The organism is Streptomyces griseoflavus (assembly GCF_014649995.1).
Lineage (GTDB): Bacteria > Actinomycetota > Actinomycetes > Streptomycetales > Streptomycetaceae > Streptomyces > Streptomyces griseoflavus.
Genome location: NZ_BMUC01000009.1, coordinates 476 through 26,426, shown reverse-complemented (window position 1 = coordinate 26,426; position 25,951 = coordinate 476). Strand labels below are relative to the sequence as shown.

Below are 25,951 nucleotides of genomic sequence, written 5' to 3'. Positions count from 1 at the left end.
CGCGCGGCTAGCGTGCCGGCCGGACCACCATCGCCGAGCCGCCGCCCCTGCGGACCTTCTCGGCCGCCGCCAGCCACTTGCCGTCCGGCAGCCGCTGGACGGCGGTGGTGGCGCCGATCTCCGGGTTCTCCCGGAAGGAGTGCCCGATCGCCTCCAGAGCTCGCCGCGCCTCGCTGTCGTACAGGCCGGGTTCGAGGTCCGTCTGCGCGGTGTTGCGCTGGCTGGCGCGCGGCGCGGCGATCGCGTCGGGCAGGGACAGTCCTCGGTCGAGGAAGCCGGTGAGGGTTTGCAGCACCGTGGTGATGATGGTGGAGCCGCCGGGCGAACCGAGCGCCACCACCGGCCTGCCGTCCCGGTCGAGCACGATCGTCGGCGCCATCGAGGACCGGGGCCGCTTGCCGGGGCCGGGCAGGTTCGGGTCGTGCACCGCCGGGTTCGCCGGGGCGAAGGAGAAGTCCGTCAGCTCGTTGTTGAGCAGGAACCCGCGGCCGGGCACGGTGATGCCGCTGCCGCCGGTCTGCTCGATGGTGAGGGTGTAGGCGACGACGTTGCCCCACCGGTCGGCGGTGGTGAGGTGCGTGGTGCTCTCGCCCTCGTACGTCGTCGGCGCGGCCGTCCCGCCGGTGGCGCAGGGCTTGGGGTCGCGGGGGTCGCCGGGGGCGAGGGGGCTGGTGAGGACGGCGTCGTCCTCGATGAGGCACGCGCGCGAGTCGGCGAAGCGCTGGGAGAGCAGTTCCTTCGTCGGTACGTCCTCGAAGGCGGGGTCGCCGACCCAGCGCCCCCGGTCGGCGAAGGCGATGCGGCTCGCTTCGACGAAGCGGTGCAGGTACCGCACGTCGCTCGCCCGGGACAGGTCGGTGCGCTCCAGGATGTTGAGGGCCTCGCCGACGGTCGTGCCGCCGGAGGAGGAGGGCGCCATGGAGTAGACGTCCAGGCCCCGGTAGGACGTCTTGGTGGGTGCCTGGGACCTGACGCGGTAGGCGGCGAGGTCGCGGGCGGACAGGTCACCCGGGCGGGCGTTCCAGCCGGAGTCCGGGTCCACGGGCGGCGCGTTGACCGTGTCGACGACGTCCCGGCCGAGGGCGCCCCGGTACAGGGCGTCGACGCCCTTGCGGCGCAGCTCCCGGTAGGTGTCGGCCAGGTCGGGGTTCTTGAAGGTGGATCCGACGACCGGCAGTTCACCGCCCGGCAGGAACAGCTCGGCGGTGTCCGGGAAGTGACGGAAGCGCGTCTCGTTGGCGGCGGTCTGCGCGCGGAAGGTGTCGTCGACGGTGAAGCCCTCGCGGGCGAGGCGTTCGGCGGGCTCCAGGACCGTGCCCAGTCCGCGCGTGCCCCACGTGTCCAGCGCCCGCTGCCAGGTGGCCGGCGTGCCGGGGGTGCCGACCGCGAGACCGCTGCTGACGGCTTCGGCGAACGGGATCGGCTCGCCGTTCTCCAGGAACAGTCCGGAGCCGGCGCTCAGCGGTGCGGTCTCCCGGCCGTCGAGGGTGTGCACGGTGCGGGTCCGGGCGTCGTAGTGGACGAAGTAGCCGCCCCCGCCGACGCCGGCCGAGTAGGGCTCGGTGACGCCGAGCGCGGCGGCCGTGGCGACGGCCGCGTCGACGGCGTTGCCGCCCTTCCTCAGGATGTCGATCCCGGCGGCCGAGGCGTCGGCGTCAACGCTGGAGACCGCGCCGCCGTAGCCGACGGCCACCGGGGCCTTGGGGGTGTGCGGGGCGGGCCGGGCGGGCCTGTCGTGCGCGGCGGGCGGCGCGAAGGCCCCCACCGACATCACGGCGGCACCGGCCGCCAGGACTGCGAGTTTCCGTGCCAGGGGACGACGCATCCGCACCTCCGTGAAAGGGCCGTCCGCGCAGCTTAGTTCGCCGCCATGCTCGCGTCAGGTACGTCGCGGGGCGTGCCGTGCCGCCTGTCGGGGCCGGGTCCGCCATCCGTGTGTCGAACACGGGTTTGTGTCGGACCGCTAGCATGCGCGCCCATGACCGACGACGTACGCAACATCGTTCTGGGTGTGGTGGCCGCGGGCATCAGTGCCGCGCTGGGCTGGATCGCCCGCACTTATCTGTGGAAGCGCAAGCTGCGGCGCAAGCAGGCGTTCTTCGGCCTGCCGGAGAACGCCGAGTCGCTGCTCGTCGTCAACCGTGACCCGGCGACGGCGGAGCCGGCGGTGCACCGCTTCGACGTGTTCGCGCTGCTGGAGCTCTCCGCCCTGATCAAGGACTGCGGGGCGCACGTCCAGATGGTCACGCAGGACGCGGCGCACCAGGGTTTCGGCGAGCGGACCGAGTTCTGCGTGGGTGGTCCGGGTTCGAACCGGCGGATGGTGGCCCACATGGCGGCGATGCTGCCGGGGGTGCGGGTCAACGTCGATCCGGAGCCGGGCCCGGACCGGGGCGCCTTCCAGATAGGTCCCGACCGCTACCGTATGGACCCGGGCGTGACCGAGTACGTCCTGCTGGCCCGGCTGACCGCGGGTGAACGGCGTGAGGCGCGGCCGGTGTTCCTGTTCTGCGGCCAGCGTGCGATCACCAACCAGGCCGCCACCCGCTATCTGGCCCGCAACCACGAGCGGCTGGCCCGCAAGCACGGGTCGAACTCCTTCGTCCTGCTGCTGAAGGTGGTCAACTCGCAGGCGTACGGGCCCGATGTGGTCGAACTGGTCGGCGACGTGACCCGGCCGGCGCGCACCCCGCTCCCCGCTCCGGCGTCGCGCGCGACGCACCGGGCGGAGTGAGGCGGGCCGGCAGCCCCCGTCCGGCGCGCAGCTGACCTTCTGCCCCTGGGCGGACGCCCCGTCGTGTGTGACGGTTCGCCGCCCGGGCAGTGATCTCCGGCTGCCGCCGGACGGGACTGGCCGATGTGACCGCCGCCCCGCGGGCGAGGTCCGCGGTGGACCCCTCCCGGCGACGGCGTCCGCGCTCCTGCCGCGCGAAGTCCCCTCCCCCGAGGGGACGGAGGAAACATCGTAGTCGAGGTCCGCGCGGGCGGGTCGCGGGGCGTTCCCCGCCCGGTGTCCGGGGGGCGTCAGCAGGGGGTTCCCGGCCCGGTCGCCGGGGCATTCGCCGGGCGTGGCGGACGGCCTCCGGGAGGTGCGTGCCCCTTGTCCCGAACCGCGGGCGGTGTCATCGGGCCCGCGGGCCCGCCCCGGCCCGTGACGGTCACCGCGAGGTGTCCGGTCGGGGCGGCGGGGACGGCGTGACGCGCGTCCGGCCGTCATCGGCCGTGGGTGCGGCGGGCGTTGCGGCGAAGCGGTCCCGGGCCGGCCGGCCGCGCGTTCAGTCCTCCGCGACCTCCGCGTAGAGCTGGGACAGCTCGGGCACCCCGCTGGCCGCCCACTGGTGTCCCGAGTCCACGACGTCGAACTCCCGGCCGGAGGCGAGCCGTACGACCGGCTGGCCGTCGGGACGGATCTTCCAGGCGGCTCCCGGCACGGTGCGCACGATGACGGTGCCGAGGTACAGTCCCGCGTCGTTGCCCAGCCAGGCCGACCGTTCCTCGTCGTCCCGCCAGCCCGGCACCAGTTGGTCCAGCGCCTGCAACGAGGCGGGGGAATCGTCCAGTCGGATCCCCGACCGGTAGGCCTGGGAGCGCAACAGCTCGCACTCGGCCAGGAGTTCGGCGATGCCCTCGGGACCGGGAACCCCGCCCTTCCGGCGCCTGTTGCCCAGGAAAGGGATGTTCATACCTCCAGCCTGTCATTCGTACCGCCGCGCGCACCACAGGCGCGCGGGGCCGGCCGCCGGCTGTCGGCGCCGCGTCACACGTCGAGGTCCACCACGACCGGCGCGTGGTCCGAGGCGCCCTTGCCCTTGCGCTCCTCACGGTCGACGTAGGAGTCGGAGACCGCCTTCGCGAACGGCTCGTTGCCGTACACCAGGTCGATGCGCATGCCCCGGTTCTTGGGGAAGCAGAGCTGGCGGTAGTCCCAGTACGTGTACGGGTGCTCGTACTTGAGGGGGCGCGGCACGACGTCCGACAGGCCGGCCTCGCGCAGCGAGGCGAGGGCGGCGCGCTCGGAGGGGGTGACGTGGGTGGATCCCTCGAACGCGGCCCGGTCGTAGACGTCGTCGTCGGTCGGGGCGATGTTGTAGTCCCCGAGGACGGCGAACGGGCGGCCGCCCGCCGCGTCGCCGGCCACGGCCGCCTTCAGCGCCTCGAGCCACTGGAGCTTGTACGCGTAGTGGGGGTGGTCCACCTCGCGCCCGTTCGGCACGTAGACCGACCAGACGCGCAGCGGGCCGCAGGTCGCGGCGACGGCACGGGGCTCGGTGGAGCCGTCGTAGCCGGGGTCGCCCGGCAGTCCCTTGACGACGTCCTCCAGGCCGACCCTGGAGAGCACCGCCACGCCGTTCCACCGGCCGGTGGCGTGCACCGCCGACTCGTAGCCCAGCTCGCGCAGCTGCTCCACCGGGAACTGGGCCTCGGCGACCTTGGCCTCCTGGAGGCACAGCACGTCCGTGCCGCTGCTCTCCAGCCAGGCCAGGAGCCTCGGCAGGCGGGCGGTGATCGAGTTCACGTTCCAGGTGGCGATGCGCATGTCCCCCAACCTACCCGGAGGGTCCGACAACGCCCGACGGCCGCCCGCCGGGTCACAGTTCGGCGGCGCCTCCCGGGGCGAGCCGCAGGTGTTCCGCGCCGCCGAGGGCGCCGATCTGGCGGTCGTAGATCGGCCGGGCGAGGTCGGTGAGCAGGGCGTCGTGGATGTCGTAGGCGCGCCGCGGCCGCACCTCGCGGACGTAGTCGATCACCTCGGAGATCTTGCTCCAGGGGGCCATGACGGGCAGCATCAGCGTCTCGACCGGACGGTCCGGCACGGTGAGCGCGTCGCCGGGGTGGAAGAGCTTCCCGCCGTCGACGAGGTAGCCGACGTTGGTGACGCGCGGGATGTCCGGGTGGATCACCGCGTGCAGTTCGCCGTGCACCTCGATGTCGAAGCCGGCCGCGGTGAAGGTGTCGCCGTGCCCGACGGTGTGCACCCGGCCCGGGAACGCCGCCGAGATCCGGTCCGCGACGGACTTCAGTGTCCAGATCCCGGCCGCGGGGTTCGCCTCCAGCGCCGCCCGCAGCCGGCCCTCGTCGAAGTGGTCGGGGTGCTCGTGCGTGACCAGCACGACGTCCGCGCCGAGGGCGGCGTCCTCCTCGCTGAACCCTCCGGGGTCCACGACGAGGACGCCTCCGTCCTTCTCCAGCCGGACGCAGGAGTGCGCCTTCTTCGTGAGCTTCATGCCCCCATCCTGCCCCCGCGCGCACGGCGCCCGCGCGGGGCGCCCCGGCTCACTCCTGGGGTGTGGTCTCCTCACGGACGACCTGCTGCGCCACCCGGAAGGCCCGGTTCGCCGCCGGGACGCCGCAGTAGACGGCCGTCTGGAGCAGCACCTCCTTGATGTCGGCCGGGGTGAGCCCGTTGCGCAGGGCGGCCCGGATGTGCACGGGCAGCTCCTCCAGGTGACCGCCGGCGACGAGGGCGGTGAGGGTGACACAGCTGCGGGTGCGCCGGTCGAGCCCCGGCCGGTCCCACACCTCGCCCCAGGCGTAGCGGGTGAGGAGTTCCTGGAAGTCGCCGGAGAACTCGTCGGTCCCCGCCAGCACCCGGTCGACGTGCGCGTCGCCCAGCACCTCCCGGCGGACCTTCATCCCGCTGTCGTACGGGTCGGGCCTGCCGTGCGGCTGCTGCGGCACGACGGCCGGGGCGATCTCGGCGACGGGGGCGGGCTGCGCGGGGGCGACGGCCGGGACGGGCTGCCCGGGCACCGCGACGGCCGCGGACGCGGGCAGCGCGGTCTGCCCGGTGGCGGACTCGAAGGCGGGCTGCCAGGCGGTGGAGAAGTGCCGCACCAGCAGGTCGGTGACGGCGGCCGGCTGCTCCACCGGCACCAGGTGGGAGGCGCCGGGCACCACGGCGAGCCGGGCGTCCGGGACGCCTGCGACCAGGGTGCGGGCCTCGGCGGGGCCGGTGACCTGGTCCTCCGAGCCGACCAGCACCAGGGTGGGCACGCCGACGCTGCCGAGCTCGGCGCGCACGTCGAACGAGGCGAGCGCCTCGCAGGCGGCGATGTAGCAGCCCGGGTCGGTGGTGCGCACCATCTGCACGGCCCACTCGGTGATCGCGGGCTGGGCGGCGGCGAACCCACCGGTGAACCAGCGTTCGGGCGCGGAGCGGGCGATCGGGTCGAGGCCGTTGGTCCGCACGATCACCCCGCGGCGGCGGAACTCGTCCGCCGTGCCGAAGCGGGGCGAGGCGGCGATCACCGCGAGCGAGGCGAGCCGCTCGGGGCGGCGCAGTGCCAGCTCGATGCCGATCGCGCCGCCGAGCGCGCAGCCCGCGTACCCGAACCGCTGTACGCCGAGGCCGTCGAGGGTGGCGAGCAGCCGCGCGGTGAGATCGGCGACGGAGCCCGCGGGGTGGGCGGGGGCGCCTCCGTGTCCCGGCATGTCGAACCGGAACACACGCCACTGCTTGGTCAGCTCGGGAACCTGCCGGTCCCACATGTGCCATGTGGTACCCAGTGAGGGACCCAGGATCAGGACCGGGGCCTCTTCTGGCCCGTCAAAGCGGTATTGCAGGGTGTTCGGCGGTGTCTCACTCACGCGTCAGACCCTCTCACGTCTCACGGACGCCCCTATAACGCAGGGGTGTGGCAAACCGGTCTGACCAGGTTGAAGACCTCTCGGGCTGTATATCGCTTGAGGCATCGGATGATCTCACGTCGGGTTTTGCCCTCCTGGGTGCGGCGTTCGTAGTACGCCTGGGTGCGCGGGTCGTGGCGCAGGCGGGTGAAGACAATGCGGTGCAGGGCGGCGTTGGCCTGCCGGTCGCCGCCGTAGTTGAGCCGGCGCGTTCTCCGACGCCCGGAGGAGTACTCGATGGGGCTGACTCCGCAAAGGGCAGCAAAGGACGCCTCCGTGTTCAGCCGCTCGGGATTGTCCCCCATAGTGATCAGGAGAGTGACGGCGCTGTCCGGACCGATGCCTACCGGCACGAGCAGCTGTGGGGCGTGACGTTCGACGAGCCGGGTCAGGCGTTGGTTGAGCTCATTGATCTGTCCGGTGAGCTGTTCGATGCGTTCGGCGAGCATGCGCAGCGTCATGTGGGTGGCCTGGGCTACCACGTCCTCGTCTCCCCCTCCGGCGGTCGCGCCGAGGGTCGCGCAGGTGCGGAACAGCTCGGCGTTGCCCAGGCTGGACAGCCGTTCCCGGAGGGTGGGGTCGGCGATGACCAGGACGGCCTTGAGCTGGTTGATCGCCTGGGTGCGGGACTTGACCGCGGAGTCCTTGGCAAGTTTGTAGATCCGGGCGCTGTGCACCGGACCGTCGCCGGATTTCGCCCAGGCCCGGGCGCGGCCACTGAGCACGGCCCGTGCGGCAGCCTGCGCATCGAGCGGGTCCGACTTCCCCAGCAGACGGCGGGCTGTGCGGTCGGGCCGATTCACTTCGAACACCTGGACGTGCTGGGCCAGCAGGTAGCGGGACAGACCCGCACCGAAGGTGCCGGTGCCCTCCACACCGGCCCGGCGCACCGTGCCCCGCTTGCGGGCCCAGACGAGCAGCTGACGGTAGCCGGCCGCCGTCGCAGGGAAGGACTCGGTGCCCAGGATCTTTCCCAGCGGAGAGATCACGGCCGCGACATGGACTTCGCCGTGGGTGTCCACGCCCAGGACGACCTCGCGCCGAATGGGAGGATCCGTGCTCGAGAAAGTGCTGCGTTGTCGGGTCGTCATGATGGTTCGCCTCCCGCTATGTGAGATGCAGGGTGGATGGCACCGGCCTGCTCGGGCGGTCTGAACCGTGATGGCGCCTGATCGGCAAGGCCCCTATAGGGACACGCCCTCTGGCTCGGTGGCAGGCAGCATCCCGCAACGATGGCCGACATGCCTGTGACTGGACACTTCGGTCAAAAATCTCACGAGTCAGACCCCGTCCGGGATGGCGCTGCACAACCGTCCCATCGATGCCGGTACAGCGGCATGACTCGATCATTTCCGGATGGCTTCGGCCGAATCGGTACTCAACCTGATTGGGCGAGCTGACAAGGCGTTGCCATTCGTCCGCTCCTGACCGGTCTTGACGGAGAGGCGTCAAGCGAGGTGGTGATCTCACCGGCTGCGGCACCTACTCCGTGATCAGCACCCGGTGGCCAACTCACCGGAAGGACTCTTGCCGTTTGCCTCCGCTGCGGTAGCCGCCGCCGTGTCGGCCATGTTGCGCGCATACCTCACCCAACGCCTTGTGCCCGGCGAACACGGGGCACCGGGCACAAGGCCGCGTACGCTCGCGCACGCTTCTCCCAGAGTGGCGCGACGAGGCTCAGGGAGTTGATCGAGGTGGTGTGGTCAGGCTTTTGTCGGCAGTTCCGCCGCAAGACCGGTGGCCTGCTCCTTGTCGGGCGGCGGGAGGGGTTTGCGGCGCGGAGTATCTGGTTGACGTGCACGGTGTCGAGGGCCTTTTCTTAGCGGGCGATGACCGGCTGACCAACCTCGCAGGCAACAGCGTCGCCACTCCCCACCTGGCGAGCAGGTGATCCGGTACCCCGTTGTTGGCGAGGTGCGTGAGGCCAGCAGGCCGAGCATCGTACGCACGGACCCGCGAAGGCCGTTTGCGTCCAATACTTCGTAGGCCCACGTTCGGAGCTGCCGACCTTTCAGTGCGCACCCAAGTTCATCCACGAGCGCATACCCGCCGCACTCGCACCCCTCACCCACTGCCTGCGTGGCGCGGAACCTCTTCAGCGCCTCCCGTACGAGGCTCGGGAGCGGCAACATACGCTCCCCCGCCATGCTCTTCGTGTCCTTTTCCACCACCGTGCGGCGCCCCATCATGGTCCGGGTGTTGGTGATGCTGAGCGTGGCAGCGCCCAGGTCGATGTCCGACCACCGCAGGCAGCAGACCCCCGCCGGACGGAGCCCCATCACGGACAGCAGCAGCGCGAACAGGCGGTCGCCCTTCATCGCAGCATCGAAGGCACCCACCTCCGAGGCGTTCCAACTGAATGGCGTCTGAGGCGGACAGCCTGGCCGTGGTGCAGTGACTAAGAGGCGCCGGCGGACCGCACGGCCCCAGATGCGCCGTCCATGCACCCGTCGCCGCGAAGGCGCTCCGCTCGCCCGAGCCCGGTTCGGGTGCTCACGTCGGTCCGCGAGGACTGGTTGAAACCGTGCGGCGTCCCCATGCAGGCGGAGATGTCTGAGCAAGATGTTCACGCGCCGGAGGGTGTCGGCCCGCGCATCGCGCACCATCCCCGACGCTCTGCGCTGAGTGAAGGTAGGCGACGAGATCTCTGCCGGAGTCGTCACCTGACTCAAGGGATGCCGAGGCTCCTGGTCGCGTGGACGAAGCGGCACAGGCGGCCCGAATTCGGAATCTCACGTCCGTGGCCAACGCCTGGCGTCGCCGTACGGCCGAATGCCCCGCCCCCTGGGACTTCCCCTGGGGCGGGGCACTACCGCATCCGCCGGTTAGCGATCCGCCGCGCTGCCTCGGACGACACAGGACCGGCTGTTCTCCCAGCCCCACCCGTCACCGTCGGGATCCGAGGCGCTGCCGTTGGCGCAGTACGAGTACCCGTTGGGCGCGAGCCCGCCGGGGACCACGCACGAGCGGCTGTTCTCCCAGCCCCACCCGTCGCCGTCCGGGTCGGAGGCGCTGCCGTTCACGCAGTACGGGTAGCCGTTGGGAGCGGTGCCGCCCGTGCTGCCGTCGTCACCGCCGCCGCCGTCCCCGCCGCCGTAGACGGTGGCCGTCTTGGACGTGGCGGCGATGCCGTTGCTGCCGTTGAAGAAGCGGTCGCCCCAGTTGGTCAGCGAGTTCGGGTCGAAGCCGTTGACCATGTCGAGGTACTCGACCCCGCTGCCGTTGCCACTCCAGGACCAGCCGATGTAGCCGATGCCGAGGGACTGGGCCGTCGCCATGATGGCGTCCTCGTCGGGGTTGCCGTCGCTGTGCTGGTCGCCGAACTCGCCGACGACGATGGGGAGTCCGTTGCCGACGAAGGCGTTGAGGTAGTCCTGCACCTCGGCGGCGGTGTCGTAGACCCCGTACATGTGGATGGAGAAGATGGTGTTGCGGTCGGGGTCGGAGGCGAAGACCGAGGCCGCGTTGGACCGCATCGTGCCGGACCAGTCCTGGCCCCAGTTGGGTGCGTCGACCATGAGGGCGTGGTCGATGCCGGCGCCGCGGAGCTTGGTGATGGCCGCCTTTGTGGCGTCGGTCCACGCGGTGTAGTTCGTGTTGCCGAAGGGTTCGTTGCCGATGTTGACGACGACGTAGTCCTCCTGGCCCTCCAGCGCGCTCTTCACGCTGATCCAGTAGTCGGCCGCCTGGTCCAGGCTGGTCGCGGCGCCGTCCTCGCCGTAGCCGGTGGTGTCGTGCACCTCCAGGACGCAGATGACCTTGTTCTCCTTGCACTGCTCGATGAGCGCGGACACCTGGGACGCGTTCGTCTTCGTCCAGCGGCCGCCGCTGCCGAGCACGACGCGGACGGTGTTGGCGCCCTTGGCGGCGATGTCGGCGATGGAGCTGGTCTGCTCGGGGTACCAGGTGTAGGCGTGGTTGACGCCGCGCATGACGAATGCGTTGCCGTTGCCCTCGACGACGCGTCCGTCGCTGACGTGGATACCGCCTTCCGCCGCCTCCGCCTTGCCGGTGGACGGCCCGGCGAGTGAGAGCAGCAGGCCGAGGACGGCGGCGAACGCCATCCCCGCCGTCGTGATGAGTGTGTTTCCTGGCTTTCGCATGTGTCTCCTCGGGGGTGAGTGGGACGGGGTGACGGCACCTGACCGGGTGCGCTGGACGCGCGGTGCCGGCACATGTGGATGACAACGATGTCAGACGGCGGGAGGTGCCGCCCGACACAGGCCCTCACAGGCGTCGGGGGTTGCGGAGCACGCGCCGGACAAGCGGTGCGACGGGGACGACGAGGCAGCCGGAGGGGCTGCGGACCGCCCAGCGCCACACCATGAGGCACCGGATGTTCCATCCATGTCAATAGACGGTTCAAGATTCGTTTCAGTAAGTCGAGAAGCCCTGGCGTACTAAACCGCTAAACGCGCTGCCCAGCGCCAAGAGACCTTCAAAGGTGGGCAGTTACCAGCAAGAACACACTCTGCGCGATTGATTGACAGTCGAAGTGGACGCCCCTACGTTCCTCCCCGGTTAACCGGTACATGCAAGTCACCTCCGAACGAGAGAGCCGCTATGCATGCTCACTCCCTCCCCTCATCCAGACGGTATGTGACGCCTCTGGTGCTCGTGCTCGTGGCCGCGTTGGCGGGCGCGTGTCTGTCGCTCATGCGCCCTCCCCCGGCCTCGGCCGCCGCCGAGGACTCCTTCGTCACGCGCTGCGGGATCCGCTTCTGCCTCGACGGCGAGGAGTACTACTTCGCCGGCGCCAACGCCTACGACCTGTTCACCTTCGGGTCGGGCTCCGGCGACACCGAGTCGCAGTACATGGACAAGGAACGCATCGACGCCCACATGGCACGCATGCGTGACGACGGTGTCGACGTCGTCCGGCTGTGCATGTTCAGCCACGAGAGCTGGCACGGCTTCGAGAAGTCCGAAGGTGTCTACGACGAGCAGCAGTTCGCGCTCTTCGACTACGTCATCGAGTCCGCCAGGACGCACGGGCTGCGCCTCATGCCGGTCTTCGAGAACTACTGGGAGGCATACGGCGGCATCGACACGCGCCTGGGCTGGGAGGGACTGTCCGGTGGGCAGCCCGCCCGTGCCGCGTTCTTCGACAAGGACCGCTGCCCGGGGTGCTTCACGTCCTACAAGAACTACGTGAGCCACGCCCTCAACCGGACGAACCACTACAGCGGTGTCAAGTACAAGGACGACCCGACCATCTTCGCCTGGGACCTGATGAACGAGCCGCGCTACGAAGGCCAGAGTGACGAGGAGAACGTCGAGGGTACCACGCTGCGAGCCTGGGTCGACGAGATGGGGGCCTTCGTCAAGGAGATCGACCCCAACCACCTGCTCGGCGCCGGCATCGAGGGACACGGCACGCAGTACGGCTTCGGCGGCGACGAGGGCAACCCCTTCGTCCACCTCCAGCAGTCGCCCTACCTGGACTTCACCTCGGCGCATCCCTACCCGACCGAATACTGGGCCGACCTGACCCTGGACGAGACGAAGGAACTCATCCGGGCCTGGATCACCGACTCGCACGAGAAGGTCGGCAAGCCCTTTTTCATGGGCGAGTTCAACGTCCACAACGTCGACCGGGCGGCCTGGTGGAGCGAGATCTACGCCGACTTCGAGGCGGCCGGCGGTGACGGCAGCGCCTTCTGGTGGTACCAGGACCGCGAGATCGACGGGAAGTTCGGCGTCACCCGGGGCGATCCCGAACTCGACGTGTTCCGTGCACACTCCGCCCGCATGGCCGCCAAGAGCGGTCACACCTCCCCGACCGACACCCCGTCCTCCTCACCCTCCACCGGAGAGCCGACGACGGCCCCCGAGCCGACCACCACGCCGGACCCGACCGGCACACCCACCGCGTCGCCCACGGCCGGTACACCGTGCCGGGTCGACTACCGGCTGTCGGACTGGGGAACCACCTTCAACGCGGACGTCACGATCCACAACACCGGCAGCACGGCGGCCGACCGGTGGGAGCTGTCGTTCACCTTCCCCGGCGGCCAGTCCGTCACGCAGATCTGGAACGCCATCCGCGTCCAGGACGGTCGCCGCGTGACCGTGACCCACCCCTCGGGCTACAACACGTCCATCGCACCCGGAGCGACCGTGAACTTCGGGTTCAGCGGGGCCTCGCAAGCCGGCACGAACGGAGTTCCGGACTCCTTCACGCTGAATGGAACGGCCTGCTCGTCAGTGTGACGGAAAGCCGACCCCACCAACTATACCGGTTCAATAACGGGACCCGGGCAGCTCACGGAATCTGTCCGGACACGGTTAACGTACGACCGTGGATCTACTTCAACCGATCATCAAGCCATACGCATGGGGTTCACGCGACGCACTGGCCCGGCTGCAGGGGAGGGACACCCCGTCGGCCGGGCCGGAGGCGGAGTTGTGGATGGGCGCCCATCCCTCCGGTCCCGCGGGGTTGACCCGCGACGGACGGGCCACGACGCTCCTGGACGCCGTGGCCGGCGATCCGGACGGGGAGCTGGGGAGCTCCTGCGCCCGGCGGTTCGGCGGCAGACTGCCGTTCCTGCTGAAGGTGCTGGCCGCCGAGCAGCCGCTGTCCATCCAGGTGCATCCGGACCGGGACCAGGCCCGCTCGGCCTTCGCCGCCCAGCAGGCCCGCGGCGGTCACGGCCCCTACGCGGACGACTGGCCCAAGCCCGAACTGCTCTACGCGCTCAGCCGCTTCGAGGTCCTGGCCGGATTCCGCGACCGCGAGGAGGCCGCACACCTCCTGGAAGACCTCGGGATGGACGGCCTTCGCCCGGTGATCCGACTGCTGCGAGCCGGCACCGGTGAGCAAGCCCTCTCCGAGGCCCTGCGCGCCCTGCTCGAACGGGCGCCGGACGATCGCGCGCCACTGGTGTCCGCCGCCGTGGCGTCGAGCCGCCGCCTGGCGCGGTCCACGCACCCTCATGCGGCCGCGTACGCGGCGGTGGAACGCATGTCAGAGCATCACCCCGGAGACCTCGGCCTGGTGGCTTCCCTGCTGCTGGACCACCGGGTTCTGGAGCCGGGCACCGCCCTTTTCATGCCGGCGGGCGGACTGCACGCCCACGTGCACGGGGTCGGCCTGGAACTGCTCGCCAACTCGGACAACGTGCTGCGAGCGGGACTGACGACCAAGGAGGTGAACGTGCCGGAGCTGCTGCGGATCACCGACCCGACGGTGCGCGTGCCGGTGGTCGCGCCGAGGCGCGTCCCGGGGCCGGGGTCCACCTGGCTGTACGACTGCCCGGTGGCGGAGTTCGCGCTCTACAGGACCGAACTCGACGGCTCCAGCGGCCCCCTCGTACCCGCGTCCGGCCCCCGCATCGCCTTCTGTGCGGGCGGATCGGCCCGACTGAGCGCGAGGACCGGGGACACCGAGCCGCTGCACCTCGGCCCCGGCGCCTCCTGCTTCCTTCCCGCCTCGGACCAGGAAGTCCTGGTCGAGGGCGAAGGAACGCTGTTCGTGGCCACCGTGGGCCTGCGCCCGGACGAGCACGGCGCGATCGCGCAGAATTCGTTCGCCTCTCTGTAATGACAACGTTGTCGCATCACCGGTTTCCTCGTCGCGTCCACATCACGCTTCGAGGTCTCCGGTGACCGACTGGAGAAAGGACCACATCGGTGTACGCCGCCCTTGACATCGGAGGGACCAAGATCGCGGGAGCGCTGGTGGATGAAGGGGGCTCCGTCATCCACCGAGCCGAACTCCCCACGCCCGCGAGGGAGTCCGCCCAACGCATGGCACGGACGATCGACGCCGTGATCGACACCCTGTCGACCGCTCCGGCCTGGGGCACCGTGCGGGGTGTGGGCATCGCCAGCGCGGGCCCCGTCGACACGGCGGCCGGCACGGTCAGCCCCGTGAACATTCCCGCCTGGCGGGACTTCCCCCTTGTCGAGAGCGTGCGCGCCCATCCGCTCCTCCTCACCGGCCTCGAACCGGTCCTGCTCGGGGACGCCGTGGCCATGGCCGCCGCCGAACACTGGCTGGGGGCCGCTCGGGACGCGGACAACGCCCTGTGCATGGTCGTCTCCACCGGCGTCGGAGGCGGATACGTCCTGGGCGGCCGACTGCATCCCGGCCCTTCGGGCAACGCCGGGCACATAGGCCACATCTCCGTCGGGATCGACGGACCGCCCTGCGCCTGCGGGGCGCGGGGATGTGTCGAGGGGTACGCCAGCGGTACCGCCATCACCCGTTACGCCGTGCAGACGGGCTGGTCGCCGGGGCCAGGTTCGCAGCCCTCGGCCGCCGCGGTCGCCGCGTCCGCACGCGAGGGCGACGAGCGTGCCCTGGCTGCCTACGACCGTTCGGCCCGGGCGCTGGCCGCCGCGATCGCGGGCAGCGCGGCGCTGCTGGAGATCGAGGTCGCGGTCATCGGAGGCGGTGTCGCACAGGCGGGTGAGACGCTGTTCACGCCCCTGCGCCGCCATCTGCGCGCGTTCGCGGTCCTCGACTTCATGCGTGATCTCAAGGTGCGTCCCGCCGCTCTGGCACGCGACGCCGGGCTCATCGGTGCGGCGGCGGCGGCCCGGCAACAGTTCGCCGAAGGGTGCGGGGCGGCATCGCCCGTCGTTCACGAAACCAGTGCTTAACCGGTTTCGTGACACTGCTGGAGCCGTGCGGCTCACGGGGCAGCTCTTCGCTCTCATGTGCAGTACCCCTGGGTGAAACTTCCGCTGGAATTGCCGCGGTCCGGGTGACATTTCCACAGCGAAGCTCTCGGTGACACGCGAAGGGGCGCGGCATGACGCCGCGCCCCTGGACCGTCCCTGCCCGCCGCTCTACGACGGGGGCGGCGCGGTCGACGCCCGCGGTACCAGCGAGGGCGTCGCTACGGGCCCGGAGGTCACGTCGTGGCCCGCCAGTACCTCGAACAGCACCCGCGCGACCTGCGCACCGAACCCGTGCACGTCGTGACTCATCGCCGAGAGCGTCGGATGTGTGAGCCGGCACAGCTGGGAGTCGTCCCACGCCAGCAGTGACAGGTCGTCCGGCACGGAGACGCCCATCTCGGCGGCGACACCGAGTCCGGCGACCGCCATGATGTCGTTGTCGTAGAGGATCGCCGTGGGGCGCTCGGCGGACAGCAGCAGGGAGCGGGTGGCCCGCGCGCCGTCCTCTCCCGAGAAGGCCGTCTCGACGTGCGGACCGCCGTCGAGGCCGAGTTCGCTCATGGTCCGTTCGAACGCGGTCGTCCGGATGGTGCTGTGCCCGAGCCCCCGGGGACCGCCCACGTGCGCGATGCGCCGGTGCCCCAGCACCGCCAGGTAGCGCACCGCCTCGGCGACGGCCGCGTCGTCGTCGGTCCACACCGACGGGAATCCGCCCGTGAGGGACGGGTGACCGACCGCCACAGCAGGGAGGCCGATGCGCCGCAGCGGGGCGATCCGTGGATCCTCGTGGTGGAAGTCGACCAGGATCGAGCCTCCTATCTGCCGCTCCCGCCACCAGCGTTCCTGCAGCCCGATCTCCTCGTCCAGCGAGCCGACCAGGCGCAGCAGCAGTGAGCAGTCACGCTCGGCCAGCACGCTCTCGATGCCGGAGACGAACTCCATGTAGAACGGCTCCAGGCCGAGCAGCCGGGCGGGCCGGCAGATCGCCAGGCCGACGGTGTCGACGGACTGGCGCGACAGGCTGCGGGCCGAGGAGTTCGGGGCCCAGCCCAGTTGCCGGGCCGCCGCGAAGATCCGCTCCCGGGTGGCGTCGGACACCCCCGGCTTGTCGTTGAACGCCAGGGACACGGCGCCCTTGGACACGCCGGCGGCCGCGGCGACGTCCTTGATGGTGACGCGTACGGACGGTGCGCTCACGCCGGTTCCACGCAGAACAGCGCCGCCCGGACGGCATTGGCCCCGGTCTCGGTCGCACCCGTGACCCGCAGGCGGAGTTGTTCGCCGGGGAGGAGGGTGCGCAGTCCGGTGTCGCAGACCGCGTCCGGTCCGAGCCGGTCGGCCTGCAGGAGGAGGTCGCGTACGAGGGTGTGTGCGGTTACCACGACCTCGACATTACCCGTCCCGGCACCCATCGGGGACTCCACGGACACGTCGTAGTGCGGGACCGGATAGACGAACTCGCGGTCCGTCACGGGCAGGTGCACGCTGCGCAGATCCTCGCTGTCCGCGACGAGGAACTCCTTGGCGGACCCCTGGGCGGGGGCCAGGTCCCGCGGCACGGTCCGGCGGTGCACCGCGCGGGCGGCGACGGTCACGTCGAGCACGTGCTCGGCCACCTCGGTGCCGTCCGCCCGCAGGCGGCGCAGTCTGATGTGTGCCTGCCAGGGTTCGGAGGACTGGTTGACGACGGCGAGGATGGGGAGGCCGTCGTCGCCGTCGCCCGGCTGGAGCGTGAGGAGGCGGTCCGCGTAGACCCGGCGCAGCTCGTGGTAGAGCGGCTTGAGCCGGCCGTCGCCGTCGATGGCCGACCAGGAGCTGACCGGCCAGCAGTCGTTGATCTGCCACACGATGGTGCCCGCGCACACGGGCCAGTGCGAGCGCCAGTGCTCGATCCCGGTGGCGATCGCGCGGGCCTGCACGACCTGGGTGAGGTAGTGCCAGCGGTCGAAGTCGCCCTCGGGCAGGTCGAAGTGGCGCGCCACGCCCCGGTTCAGCTTGCCGTTGCCGTCCTCGGCCTTCTGGTGGTGCAGCATGCCGGGCGAGTCGGGCGCGAGTCGTTCGCCGGGCAGCGCGCGTCGCAGGGTCGCCAGGGCGGGCGGCGCCTGCCAGCCGAACTCCGAGACGAAGCGGGGCACCGAGTCGCGGTACTCGGCGTAGTCCCGGCGGTTCCAGACCTCCCAGGAGTGATACGTGCCGTGGGCCGGGTCGTTGGGGTGGTGGTCCCAGGAGCCGGACCAGGGGCTGCCGGCGGTGTAGGGGCGGGTGGGGTCGAGTTCGGCGACGATCCGCGGGAGCAGGTCCAGGTAGTAGCCGCCGCCCCAGGAGTCGCCGCGCAGCTCGGGCTCCCAGTCCCAGTCGCGAAAGCCCCAGAGATTCTCGTTGTTGCCGTTCCACAGCACGAGCGAGGGGTGCGGCATCAGCCGGACAACGTTGTCGCGCGCCTCGGCCTCCACCTCGCCGCGCAGCGGCTGCTCCTCCGGGTAGGCGGCGCAGGCGAAGAGGAAGTCCTGCCAGACCATGAGGCCCAACTCGTCGCAGACGTCGTAGAAGGCGTCGTCCTCGTAGATGCCGCCGCCCCAGACCCGCACCAGGTCCACGCCCGCACCGGCCGTCTGACGCAGCCGCGTGCGGTAGCGGTCCGGGGTGATCCGGGAGGGGAAGACGTCGTCGGGGATCCAGTTGACCCCGCGCGCGAAGATCCGTTCGCCGTTGACGACGAGGGTGAAACCGGTGCCGTGCTCGTCCGCCGAGCGGTCCAGTTCCACGGTCCGGAAGCCGATCCGCCGGTGCCAGGAGTCGAGGAGCCGCTCTTCGGCGCCCTGACCCGCGGCTTCCTCGGCGAGCTCGAGTTTCAAGTCGTACAGGGGCTGGTCACCGTATCCGCGAGGCCACCAAAGAGCGGCGTCGGGCACCTCCATCGTCAGTACGGCGTGCGTCCCCTCCACCACGCCGCGCGCCTCGGCCAGGCCGTCCCCGACGGTGGCACGTACGGTGAGCGGGCGGGCCGTCCCCTGCGCGGTCCGCTCGATCTCGATGCGTATCTCGACGCGGCCCGTGCCGCCCTCGACCGTCACCAGCGGGCGTACGTCGGCCAGCCGGGCCGTCGACCAGCGTTCCAGCCGGACCGGGCGCCAGATGCCCGCGGTCACCAGGGTCGGACCCCAGTCCCAGCCGAAGCTGCAGGCCATCTTGCGGATGTACTGGAACGGCTCCGGGTAGACGTTGGGCCGCTCCCCCGTCAGCGCCCGCACCGAGGCCGCCTCGTCGTAGGCGGAGGCGAAGTCCACCTCCAGGCGCCCGTGGCGGCCGGTGACGTCGAAGCGGTAACGCCGGTGCATGTTCCGGGTCCGGCCCACCTCCCGCCCGTCGAGCGTGATGGTCGCGGCGGTGTCGAGTCCGTCGAAGACCAGGTCGGTCCGCTCGTGCCCCTCCCCTGCAGTGTCGGAGCCCGGCAGGTCGCGGACGTAGGTCCAGGCCCGCTGTCCGACCCAGGCCACGGCGGGTTCGTTGACGCCGAGGAAGGGGTCCGGGATCAGGCCGGCGGCGAGCAGGTCGGTGTGGACGCAGCCGGGGACCTGGGCGGGCAGCGGGTTGTCGCTGTAGCTCAGGCTCCAGCCCTCGGCGAGCGGGAGGACTTCCTTCATGTACGGCTCCTTCGGCGGGACGGGCCCGGTGTCGTATGAACGCGGCTCAACCTAACCCCACAGAAGTGAACCGGTCTAGCCCTCCTTCCTTTACAGGAGGCCATTCGGAAGCGCAGTTGGCACATAAATGGCCCGACTCAGCCTCTCACCTCAGGTAACGATTGAGTATCGCGAAGGTTTGGGAAGCTTTACCGGTTCACGAGTGGCTGACATAGTCGCCGTCAACCACCACCGGAGCCCGAGCCGTAATCCTTGGAAAGGAGCTGGGCACATGGGGAAGAGGACGCTGAGCGTCGCACTGCTTGCCACCGCGATGCTGACCGTTGCGGGGTGCAGCGGAGGGGGGAGCGCGGACGCCGGCGAGACCGCCGCCGCACCGGTGAACCCGGAGGGCGTCTCGGGGGACATCACCGTGCTCACCAATCGCACCGACCTCGTCGAGGACGGGACGATGAAGGAGTACGCCGCCGAGTTCAACAAGACCTACCCCAACGTGAAGGTCGAGTTCGAGGGCCTCACCGACTACGAGGGGGAGGTGAAGATCCGCATGAACACGGAGGACTACGGCGACGTCCTGCTCATCCCGTCGGCGGTCGCCAAGGGCGACTATCCCAAGTTCTTCGCGCCCCTCGGCGAGACTTCGTCGATGAGGCCCACCTACCGCTTCACCGACAAGACCGATGTCGACGGCAAGACCTACGGCATCGCCACCTTCGGAACCGCCAACGGCCTGGTCTACAACAAGGCGCTGTGGAAGAAGGCCGGGATCACCGACTGGCCGACGACGCCCGAGCAGTTCCTTGACGACCTCGAGGCCGTCAAGGACAAGACCGGCGCGACCCCGTACTACACCAACTTCAAGGACGGCTGGCCGCTGGAGAGCCCCTGGACCAACAGTGTCGGCTCCATCAGCTGCGACACCCAGGGTCATGACAAGCTCGCCGAGAACGACGAGCCGTGGGCCGAGGGCAACGACCTCAACACCCTCGACACCCTGCTCCACGACATCGTCCACGAGAAGCTGTCGGAGAAGGACCCAGCCACCACCAACTGGGAGAGCTCCAAGACCCTCCTGGCCAAGGGCAAGGTGGGCAGCATGGTGCTCGGCTCCTGGGCCATCAACCAGATGCGGGACGCGGCCGAGAAGGCCGGCCAGAACCCCGATGACATCGGCTTCATGCCCCTCCCGTCCCAGCAGAACGGCAAGTTCTGCTCCACCCTGGTCTCCGACTACCAGCAGGCCGTCAACATCCACTCCGACCACAAGGAGGCCGCCCGGGCCTGGATCGACTGGTTCACCGAGAAGTCCGGCTACGCGGCCAAGGAGGGCGCCGTCTCCGCCCTGAAGTCCGAGGGAATGCCGGAGACCCTCAAGGACTACGTTGACAACGATGTCAAGATGATTGAGCGTTCCGCGGCACGGACGGCTGAGGTCGACGCCATCGACAATGCCTCCGAGATCGGACTCAACAAGCCGGACTACCGCAAGAAGCTCATCGACATCGCCCGCGGCGCCACGGACGGAACACTCGAGGGCTACTTCGACGACCTGAACAAGCGCTGGTCCGAGGCCAGGCAGACCGTCGGCTCGTGACCCCGGCACCCGCCTGAACTCAGCATCCGCCGGGTCCCCTTCCCGCCTCCCCGGTGAACGGGACCCGGCACCCGGTGCCCTCAGCGGACGACGAAAGGCCCTGGCCCCACAATGACCCGAACCGCCTCCACCGCTCCACCCCCCGTCCCGGCCGCCGAGCCGGGCCCGACCGGCAAACAACCCTCCCGGCACCGTGCGCGTTCCGGCGCCTCGTGGCGCGACCGGCCGCTGCGCAAGATCACGCCGTGGCTGTTTCTACTGGCCCCCCTCGCCCTGCTGATCACGTTCACCTACGTGCCGGTGGGCAACATGATCTACTACAGCTTCACCGACTGGGACGGCGTCAGCCCCACCCGCAACTACGTCGGTACGGAGAACTACACCGAGATCTTCACCCGGCCCGAGCTGTTCCGGGTGTTCGCGGTGAGTTTCTACTACCTGGCGGCGTCCGTCGTTCAGATCGTCATCGCCCTGTACTTCGCCGCCGTCCTCAGCTTCGACCTGCGCTTCAGGAACCTGTTCAAGGGCATCCTGTTCTTCCCATACCTGATCAACGGCGTCGCCATCGGCTTCGTCTTCCTGTACTTCTTCCAGGACGGCGGCACGCTCGACTCGGTCCTGTCCTGGTTCGGCGCCGACACCGACCACGCCTGGCTGGGCTCTCCGGAGTCCGCCAACACCTCCATGGCCGGCGTGTCCGTGTGGCGCTTCACCGGCCTGAACTTCGTGCTGTTCCTCGGCGCGATCCAGTCGATCCCCGGCGAGCTGTACGAGGCCGCCCAGCTGGACGGCGCCAGCCGCTGGAAGCAGTTCCGGCACATCATCGCGCCGAGCATCCGGCCAGTGCTGAGCCTGAGCGTCATCCTGGCTATCTCCGGCTCCCTCTCCGTCTTCGAGATCCCCTACATCATGACCGGCGGTGCGACGGAGACCTCGACGTTCGTCATCCAGACGGTGAAGTTCGCCTTCCAGTTCAACAAGACCGGCCTGGCCTCGGCCTGCGCGGTGGTGCTGCTGGCGATCATCCTGGTGATCACCTGGATCCAGCGCCGCCTCGTACCCGACGAGAAGGTGGACCTCGTATGACCCTCACCGCCCCCACCCGCCGCGCGCAGGAGCAGACGCGCCGCCCGCGCGTCAGCACCGCCCTGACGTACCTGTCGCTGGTCGTCGCCTCACTCGTGGTGCTGCTGCCACTCGCCGTGGTCTTCCTGACCTCGCTGAAGTCCTACGGGGAGATCTCCGACGGCCAGGGCGCGCTGGCCCTGCCGGACGACTGGCTCAACTTCTCCAACTACGCCACGGCCTTCAACGACGGCCACATGCTGCAGGCTTTCGGCAACACGGCCTTCATCCTGCTGTTCTCCATCACCGGCACGGTGATCATCGGCTCGATGACCGCGTACGCGATCGACCGCTTCGACTTCCGCTTCAAGAAGCTCGTGATGGCTCTCTTTCTGATCGCCACGCTGGTGCCGGCCGTGACGACGCAGGTGGCCACCTTCCAGGTGGTCAACAGCTTCGGGCTGTTCAACACCCGCTGGGCCCCGATCCTGCTGTACATGGGCACGGACATCGTGGCCATCTACATCTTCCTGCAGTTCATCCGCGGGATCCCGAAGTCCCTTGACGAGGCCGCGCGGCTCGACGGCGCCAACTCCTTCACCATCTACCGGAAAATCATCTTCCCGCTGCTCAAGCCGGCCATCGCGACCGTGGTCATCATCAAGGGCATCACCACGTACAACGACTTCTACATCCCCTTCCTCTACATGCCCGCCGAGGACCTCGGAACCATGTCGACGGCCCTGTTCCGGTTCAAAGGGCCGTTCGGGGCGCACTGGGAGAACATCTCCGCGGGAGCCGTTCTCGTCATCGTGCCGACGCTGGTGGTCTTCCTGTTCCTCCAGCGCTACATCTACAACGGCTTTGCCCAAGGGGCCACAAAATAGCGAAGCCCCCGCCGCGTGGGATCTGCCGGACGAGGCGTTCGGGCGTACTGAAGGCGACGTCGAAGCCGCCCGCGCCGCAAGGGCGACCAGAAACCTTCGAAGAGGCGCAGCCGGCTCCCGCAGGGGACGGCCGTGGCATGAAGTCGTCGGCTGTACAGACCAGCCGTCTCAACGGGACCTGGTCCGCGACCGTTGCCCCTGACCGGTCGCAGACCAGGCACTCGCGCGTGGCACGGTTCTCGCCCGAGGGGAACCGATCCGGCCAAGATTTGGCGGAACCTCGGACAGGCAGCGGTTGGACGGCGGGCGGAGTCGGTCGGGATCGGTTGGAAATGGCCGTTGATTCACAGACGCCCCTATAACGCAGGGGTGCGAAAAGCCAGTCTGACCAGGTTGAAGACCTCGCGGGCTGCGTATCGCTTGAGGCATCGGATGATTTCACATCGGGTCTAGCCCTCCTGAGTGCGGCGTTCGTAGTACTCCTGGGTGCGTGGGTCGTGACGCAGGCGGGTGAAGACGATGCGGTGCAGGGCGGCGTTGGCCTGCCGGTCGCCGCCGTGGTTGAGCCGGCGCGTGCTCCGCCGGCCGGAGGAGCACTCGATGGGGTTGACTCCGCAAAGGGCAGCCAAGGACGCTTCGGTGTTGAGCCGCTCAGGGTTGTCCCCCATGGTGATCAGCAGGGTGATGGCGCTGTCCGGACCGATACCCACCGGTACGAGCAGTTGCGGCGCGTGGCGTTCGACGAGCCAGGTCAGTCGCTGGTTCAGCTCATTGATCTGTCCGGTGAGCTGCTCGATGCGTTCGGCGAGCATGCGTAATGTCATGTGGGTGGCCTGGGCCACCGCGTCCTCGTCTCCCCCACCACCATCGTGCGGGCCGAGGCGCGCACAGGTGCGGAACAGCTCGGCGTTGCCGAGGCTCGACATGCGTTCCCGCAGGGCGGGGTCGGCGATGATCAGGACGGCTTTGAGCTGGTTGATTGCCTGGGTGCGGGCCTTGACCGCGGAGTCCTTGGCGAGTTTGTAGATCCGAGCGCTGTGCACCGGACCGTCGCCGGATTTCGCCCGGGATCGGGCTCGACCGCTGAGCACGGCTCGCGCTGCGGCCTGGGCATCGAGCGGGTCCGACTTGCCGAGCAGCCGGCGGGCAGAGCGGTCGGGCCGGTTCACTTCGAACACCTGAATCTGCTGAGCGAGCAGATAATGGGACAGGCCCGCACCGAAGGTGCCCGTGCCCTCCACGCCGGCCCGGCGCACCGTCCCCCGCTTGCGGGCCCAGACACGCAGTTGTCGGTAACCGGCCGCCGTCGCGGGAAGGGACTCGGTTCCCGGGACCTTCCCGAGCGGGGAGATCACGGCGGCGACATGCACCTCGCCGTGCGTGTCCACGCCCAGGACGACCCCGCGCCAAACGGACGCCGCGACGCACCTCGATCATGAAGAACCTGTCCCATCCGAGCCTGACCGGCATGTCGCACTCAGACCGAACGGGCCGCCTACCAGCGCCGAGGCGCCGACCGCCAGCCGGGCAGCCGCGGCGGCGTCTTCCCCAAGAAGATCGGCGACGAAGAGCCCGTCGTCCTCACTATCCTGCATCTGCGCAAGTTGTGATCTATGGACGTCCTCGCCGAGGCGTTGGACGACGTCAGCAATTCTCGATCGGCAACACGGTCCGCGAGATCCGCCCCCCGCTCGCCGAAGCCGAACTCCTCCCCTCTCCGGCCAGTACCCGCTACCGATCCGCCGCTGATCTCCTCACCGCAGCACAAAGCGAAGGCGCCACCCCGACAGGTTGAATCCTTACGGCTTCAGTGGGTGCGGCAGCGCTGTCAGGAGGCGCCGGACAGGACCGCGTCGATCGCGTCCACCAGGCCGGCATGGGCGTTGGAGGCGACGAGTTGGACGCCGGACAGGCTCCGGGTGATCGTGCTGCCGCGGCCCGGATGTGGTGGGCATGATGAGACGGCCGGTTCGGCTACTGCGCCCTCCTCCGCGGCCAGGTCCACTTTGAGTGCCGCAGTTCCTCGCTTGGTACGCCGATGGCACGGCCCTACTGGCCGACGGCCCCAGCTGCCCGGATGCCAGCCGGCCGAGAGCATGCCGACGGCACCGGAAAGGTGCCTCGCACGCGGTCCGCTGACGAAACCCGAGCGCATGGCATGTCAGTGGCAGGTGTGAGGATGACGGTATGTCATACACAGACGAGTTCCGGGCTTTCGCCTGTGAACACGGCGTCTCCGATGAGGCCATCACCCGCATCATGTGCTGCATGCAGCCGTCCGTACACCTCGACATGGTCGATCCGGCGGCTGTCGGCCCTCACGACATCGTGGTCGGTCACACCGGCGGCCTGCCCGAGCTGCCCACCGGTGTTCCCTGGGAGGGCGGGGAAGTCTATGTCGCCGGCCTGGACCTGGCCGCGATACCGGAGCAGCCCCTGTCCCTCAATCTTCCCCGTGAGGGACACCTCCTGTTCTTCACGAACGTCGGCTACGAGGACGACGAGTCCGCACCGGTGGTGTACGTACCGCCAGGCACCGAGACGACCGTACGACCCGCGCCCGGGGGCGTCTCGGTCATTGCCCCGTACAACACGTGGACGACACAGGTCCTCAAGCGCCGGACACTGGTCTACCGCCCCGGTACATCATGGGACCCCCTGGGCTGGACATGGGCTCCCGAGCACCAGTACGACCATCCCCGGGCTCTGATGCCTGACCTCGATGACGTCCACGAGGACGACAGGGAGACGCTCCGTCCGCTTCTGGAGGCGATCACGGAGTACGCCGAGCAAGTCGGGAGCATCCCCTTCGTGCACCGGACCTGCACCCTGCGGGGGGAGTTGTTGAGTCCTCGGGACTACTGGTGCCAGTACGGCAAGGAGTTCTTGGAGCGGTGCGAAGAAGCTGTGGTCACGCTGAGGGATACCCCGGAGAGGTTCGACGAGCTGTATGCCGAGGGTCTGGAGAAAGCGTGGTGGAAGGAGGGCGGCCCCTGGCTGAACCTCCTGGAGTTCGGCGAGTCCGAGCTGTTCGACACCGGCGACGGCGAGGTGAGCTGGATCATCCGCCGTGAGGACCTTCTGGCGCAGCGCTTCGACCGCGTCATGCAGTCCTATTACTGCTGAACACTCCCTCTTCTCCCTGCTACGCCCGGCGGGTGTCGGAGCCGTGTGCCCAGGTCGGAAGCCCAGTTCGCGCAGCCGACCGACCCGCATCACTGCTCAATCTCGCCGACTGCCCGGCGGCCGCCGTCGAGGCCCTACTCGACACCGGCGTCCGCGTCGGCGCTGTGCTCATCACCCGCCTGGCGAGCATCACTGCCGACCGCTCTTCGACCACTCTTGGTACCGGAGCGCGGGGCGGCCGTCGACGGACCGGTGGTTCGTGCACCGGCCACCCCGGACCGGAGATGCCGACGGCGGAGCGCGTCGGCGTAGGTCTGTCCGAACGTGACACACCAGCAAAGGACCGTCTCATGCGAGGCGATCGCGCGGGGCGTGTA

Annotated in this window: 20 protein-coding genes and 1 pseudogene; 10 read left to right on the top strand and 11 right to left on the bottom strand. The window is 69.6% G+C overall.

Annotated elements, in window-relative coordinates:
* Positions 1-7: 7 nt before the first annotated feature.
* On the bottom strand, positions 8-1,825 hold the full coding sequence (gene ggt, locus IE172_RS19335; protein WP_190098492.1) for a gamma-glutamyltransferase: 1,818 nt from the start codon (positions 1,823-1,825) through the stop codon (positions 8-10).
* A 153-nt stretch (positions 1,826-1,978) separates the two neighbouring features.
* Here ggt and IE172_RS19330 point away from each other — a divergent pair, with 153 nt between their 5' ends.
* Entirely contained in the window at positions 1,979-2,734 is a 756-nt protein-coding gene (locus IE172_RS19330; RefSeq protein ID WP_190098491.1) for a hypothetical protein, read from the top strand.
* 541 nt (positions 2,735-3,275) lie between these two features.
* On the opposite strand, the gene IE172_RS19325 is transcribed toward IE172_RS19330, so the two are convergent.
* The 5 genes from IE172_RS19325 to IE172_RS19305 all read right to left on the bottom strand — a co-directional run bounded on the left by IE172_RS19325 (position 3,276) and on the right by IE172_RS19305 (position 7,718).
* Complete coding sequence (locus tag IE172_RS19325) at positions 3,276-3,683, bottom strand: DUF6278 family protein (RefSeq protein WP_190098490.1); 408 nt, start codon at positions 3,681-3,683, stop codon at positions 3,276-3,278.
* 74 nt (positions 3,684-3,757) lie between these two features.
* Positions 3,758-4,537, bottom strand: coding sequence for an exodeoxyribonuclease III (locus IE172_RS19320; protein WP_190098489.1), 780 nt, complete (start codon positions 4,535-4,537; stop codon positions 3,758-3,760).
* A gap of 52 nt (positions 4,538-4,589) precedes the next feature.
* Positions 4,590-5,225 (bottom strand): MBL fold metallo-hydrolase, encoded by a 636-nt coding sequence (locus IE172_RS19315; protein ID WP_190098488.1) that lies wholly within the window; start codon positions 5,223-5,225, stop codon positions 4,590-4,592.
* Positions 5,226-5,274: 49 nt separating this feature from the next.
* Complete coding sequence (gene pcaDC / locus IE172_RS19310) at positions 5,275-6,588, bottom strand: bifunctional 3-oxoadipate enol-lactonase/4-carboxymuconolactone decarboxylase PcaDC (protein ID WP_190098487.1); 1,314 nt, start codon at positions 6,586-6,588, stop codon at positions 5,275-5,277.
* 32 nt (positions 6,589-6,620) lie between these two features.
* The gene (locus tag IE172_RS19305; protein WP_229886197.1) at positions 6,621-7,718 is read right to left on the bottom strand and encodes an IS110 family RNA-guided transposase; all 1,098 of its coding nucleotides are present in this window, start codon (positions 7,716-7,718) and stop codon (positions 6,621-6,623) included.
* 1,054 nt (positions 7,719-8,772) lie between these two features.
* Between IE172_RS19305 and IE172_RS19300 the strand changes: the two genes are divergently transcribed.
* Positions 8,773-8,997: a hypothetical protein gene (locus IE172_RS19300; protein ID WP_190098486.1), complete on the top strand. Its 225-nt coding sequence runs from the start codon at positions 8,773-8,775 to the stop codon at positions 8,995-8,997.
* A 455-nt stretch (positions 8,998-9,452) separates the two neighbouring features.
* Here IE172_RS19300 and IE172_RS19295 read toward each other — a convergent pair whose 3' ends face one another.
* The gene (locus tag IE172_RS19295; protein ID WP_190098485.1) at positions 9,453-10,730 is read right to left on the bottom strand and encodes a cellulase family glycosylhydrolase; all 1,278 of its coding nucleotides are present in this window, start codon (positions 10,728-10,730) and stop codon (positions 9,453-9,455) included.
* Between the two features lie 553 nt (positions 10,731-11,283).
* Here IE172_RS19295 and IE172_RS19290 point away from each other — a divergent pair.
* The 3 genes from IE172_RS19290 to IE172_RS19280 all read left to right on the top strand — a co-directional run bounded on the left by IE172_RS19290 (position 11,284) and on the right by IE172_RS19280 (position 15,237).
* On the top strand, positions 11,284-12,840 hold the full coding sequence (locus IE172_RS19290) for a cellulose binding domain-containing protein (protein ID WP_190098484.1): 1,557 nt from the start codon (positions 11,284-11,286) through the stop codon (positions 12,838-12,840).
* A gap of 88 nt (positions 12,841-12,928) precedes the next feature.
* Complete coding sequence (manA, locus tag IE172_RS19285) at positions 12,929-14,173, top strand: mannose-6-phosphate isomerase, class I (protein WP_190098483.1); 1,245 nt, start codon at positions 12,929-12,931, stop codon at positions 14,171-14,173.
* Between the two features lie 89 nt (positions 14,174-14,262).
* Positions 14,263-15,237, top strand: a complete 975-nt coding sequence (locus tag IE172_RS19280; protein ID WP_190098482.1) for an ROK family protein — start codon at positions 14,263-14,265, stop codon at positions 15,235-15,237.
* A gap of 189 nt (positions 15,238-15,426) precedes the next feature.
* Here the strand turns inward: IE172_RS19280 and IE172_RS19275 are convergent, their stop codons facing one another.
* Together IE172_RS19275 and IE172_RS19270 are read right to left on the bottom strand one after the other, a co-directional pair.
* The gene (locus tag IE172_RS19275) at positions 15,427-16,455 is read right to left on the bottom strand and encodes a LacI family DNA-binding transcriptional regulator (RefSeq protein WP_190098481.1); all 1,029 of its coding nucleotides are present in this window, start codon (positions 16,453-16,455) and stop codon (positions 15,427-15,429) included.
* Positions 16,452-18,902 carry a glycoside hydrolase family 2 protein gene (locus IE172_RS19270; protein WP_190098480.1) on the bottom strand — a complete coding sequence of 817 codons (2,451 nt, stop codon included), beginning with the start codon at positions 18,900-18,902 and terminating at the stop codon, positions 16,452-16,454. The genes IE172_RS19275 and IE172_RS19270 overlap by 4 nt, the downstream gene beginning before the upstream one ends.
* A 271-nt stretch (positions 18,903-19,173) precedes the next feature.
* Between IE172_RS19270 and IE172_RS19265 the strand changes: the two genes are divergently transcribed.
* The 3 genes from IE172_RS19265 to IE172_RS19255 all read left to right on the top strand — a co-directional run bounded on the left by IE172_RS19265 (position 19,174) and on the right by IE172_RS19255 (position 22,448).
* A complete protein-coding gene (locus IE172_RS19265) occupies positions 19,174-20,496 on the top strand; it encodes an ABC transporter substrate-binding protein (protein WP_190098479.1) in 1,323 nt (440 codons plus the stop codon).
* Positions 20,497-20,607: 111 nt separating this feature from the next.
* The gene (locus tag IE172_RS19260; protein WP_190098478.1) at positions 20,608-21,582 is read left to right on the top strand and encodes a carbohydrate ABC transporter permease; all 975 of its coding nucleotides are present in this window, start codon (positions 20,608-20,610) and stop codon (positions 21,580-21,582) included.
* Positions 21,579-22,448: a carbohydrate ABC transporter permease gene (locus tag IE172_RS19255; RefSeq protein ID WP_190098477.1), complete on the top strand. Its 870-nt coding sequence runs from the start codon at positions 21,579-21,581 to the stop codon at positions 22,446-22,448. Before IE172_RS19260 ends, IE172_RS19255 begins: the two co-directional genes overlap by 4 nt.
* A gap of 449 nt (positions 22,449-22,897) precedes the next feature.
* Here IE172_RS19255 and IE172_RS19250 read toward each other — a convergent pair whose 3' ends face one another.
* Positions 22,898-23,836, bottom strand: a complete 939-nt coding sequence (locus tag IE172_RS19250) for an IS110 family RNA-guided transposase (protein WP_229886195.1) — start codon at positions 23,834-23,836, stop codon at positions 22,898-22,900.
* Between the two features lie 23 nt (positions 23,837-23,859).
* Here IE172_RS19250 and IE172_RS35445 point away from each other — a divergent pair.
* A pseudogene (locus IE172_RS35445) lies at positions 23,860-24,243 on the top strand (ISAzo13 family transposase); the annotation flags it as partial.
* Positions 24,244-24,276: 33 nt separating this feature from the next.
* On the opposite strand, the gene IE172_RS35440 reads toward IE172_RS35445, so the two are convergent.
* Positions 24,277-24,453 (bottom strand): hypothetical protein, encoded by a 177-nt coding sequence (locus tag IE172_RS35440; protein ID WP_166025849.1) that lies wholly within the window; start codon positions 24,451-24,453, stop codon positions 24,277-24,279.
* A gap of 182 nt (positions 24,454-24,635) precedes the next feature.
* On the opposite strand from IE172_RS35440, the gene IE172_RS19240 reads away from it, so the two are divergent.
* Positions 24,636-25,574: a DUF1963 domain-containing protein gene (locus tag IE172_RS19240; RefSeq protein ID WP_190098476.1), complete on the top strand. Its 939-nt coding sequence runs from the start codon at positions 24,636-24,638 to the stop codon at positions 25,572-25,574.
* Positions 25,575-25,951: the final 377 nt, after the last annotated feature.

What these genes read in the sequence shown, in the direction of transcription:
- ggt (WP_190098492.1), bottom strand. Translation starts at nt 1,825, where the DNA reads ATGCGTCGTCCCCTGGCACGGAAACTCGCAGTCCTGGCGGCCGGTGCC.
- IE172_RS19330 (WP_190098491.1), top strand. Translation starts at nt 1,979, where the DNA reads ATGACCGACGACGTACGCAACATCGTTCTGGGTGTGGTGGCCGCGGGC.
- IE172_RS19325 (WP_190098490.1), bottom strand. Translation starts at nt 3,683, where the DNA reads ATGAACATCCCTTTCCTGGGCAACAGGCGCCGGAAGGGCGGGGTTCCC.
- IE172_RS19320 (WP_190098489.1), bottom strand. Translation starts at nt 4,537, where the DNA reads ATGCGCATCGCCACCTGGAACGTGAACTCGATCACCGCCCGCCTGCCG.
- IE172_RS19315 (WP_190098488.1), bottom strand. Translation starts at nt 5,225, where the DNA reads ATGAAGCTCACGAAGAAGGCGCACTCCTGCGTCCGGCTGGAGAAGGAC.
- IE172_RS19305 (WP_229886197.1), bottom strand. Translation starts at nt 7,718, where the DNA reads ATGACGACCCGACAACGCAGCACTTTCTCGAGCACGGATCCTCCCATT.
- IE172_RS19300 (WP_190098486.1), top strand. Translation starts at nt 8,773, where the DNA reads ATGCTCTTCGTGTCCTTTTCCACCACCGTGCGGCGCCCCATCATGGTC.
- IE172_RS19295 (WP_190098485.1), bottom strand. Translation starts at nt 10,730, where the DNA reads ATGCGAAAGCCAGGAAACACACTCATCACGACGGCGGGGATGGCGTTC.
- IE172_RS19290 (WP_190098484.1), top strand. Translation starts at nt 11,284, where the DNA reads ATGCGCCCTCCCCCGGCCTCGGCCGCCGCCGAGGACTCCTTCGTCACG.
- IE172_RS19270 (WP_190098480.1), bottom strand. Translation starts at nt 18,902, where the DNA reads ATGAAGGAAGTCCTCCCGCTCGCCGAGGGCTGGAGCCTGAGCTACAGC.
- IE172_RS19265 (WP_190098479.1), top strand. Translation starts at nt 19,174, where the DNA reads ATGGGGAAGAGGACGCTGAGCGTCGCACTGCTTGCCACCGCGATGCTG.
- IE172_RS19260 (WP_190098478.1), top strand. Translation starts at nt 20,608, where the DNA reads ATGACCCGAACCGCCTCCACCGCTCCACCCCCCGTCCCGGCCGCCGAG.
- IE172_RS19255 (WP_190098477.1), top strand. Translation starts at nt 21,579, where the DNA reads ATGACCCTCACCGCCCCCACCCGCCGCGCGCAGGAGCAGACGCGCCGC.
- IE172_RS19240 (WP_190098476.1), top strand. Translation starts at nt 24,636, where the DNA reads ATGTCATACACAGACGAGTTCCGGGCTTTCGCCTGTGAACACGGCGTC.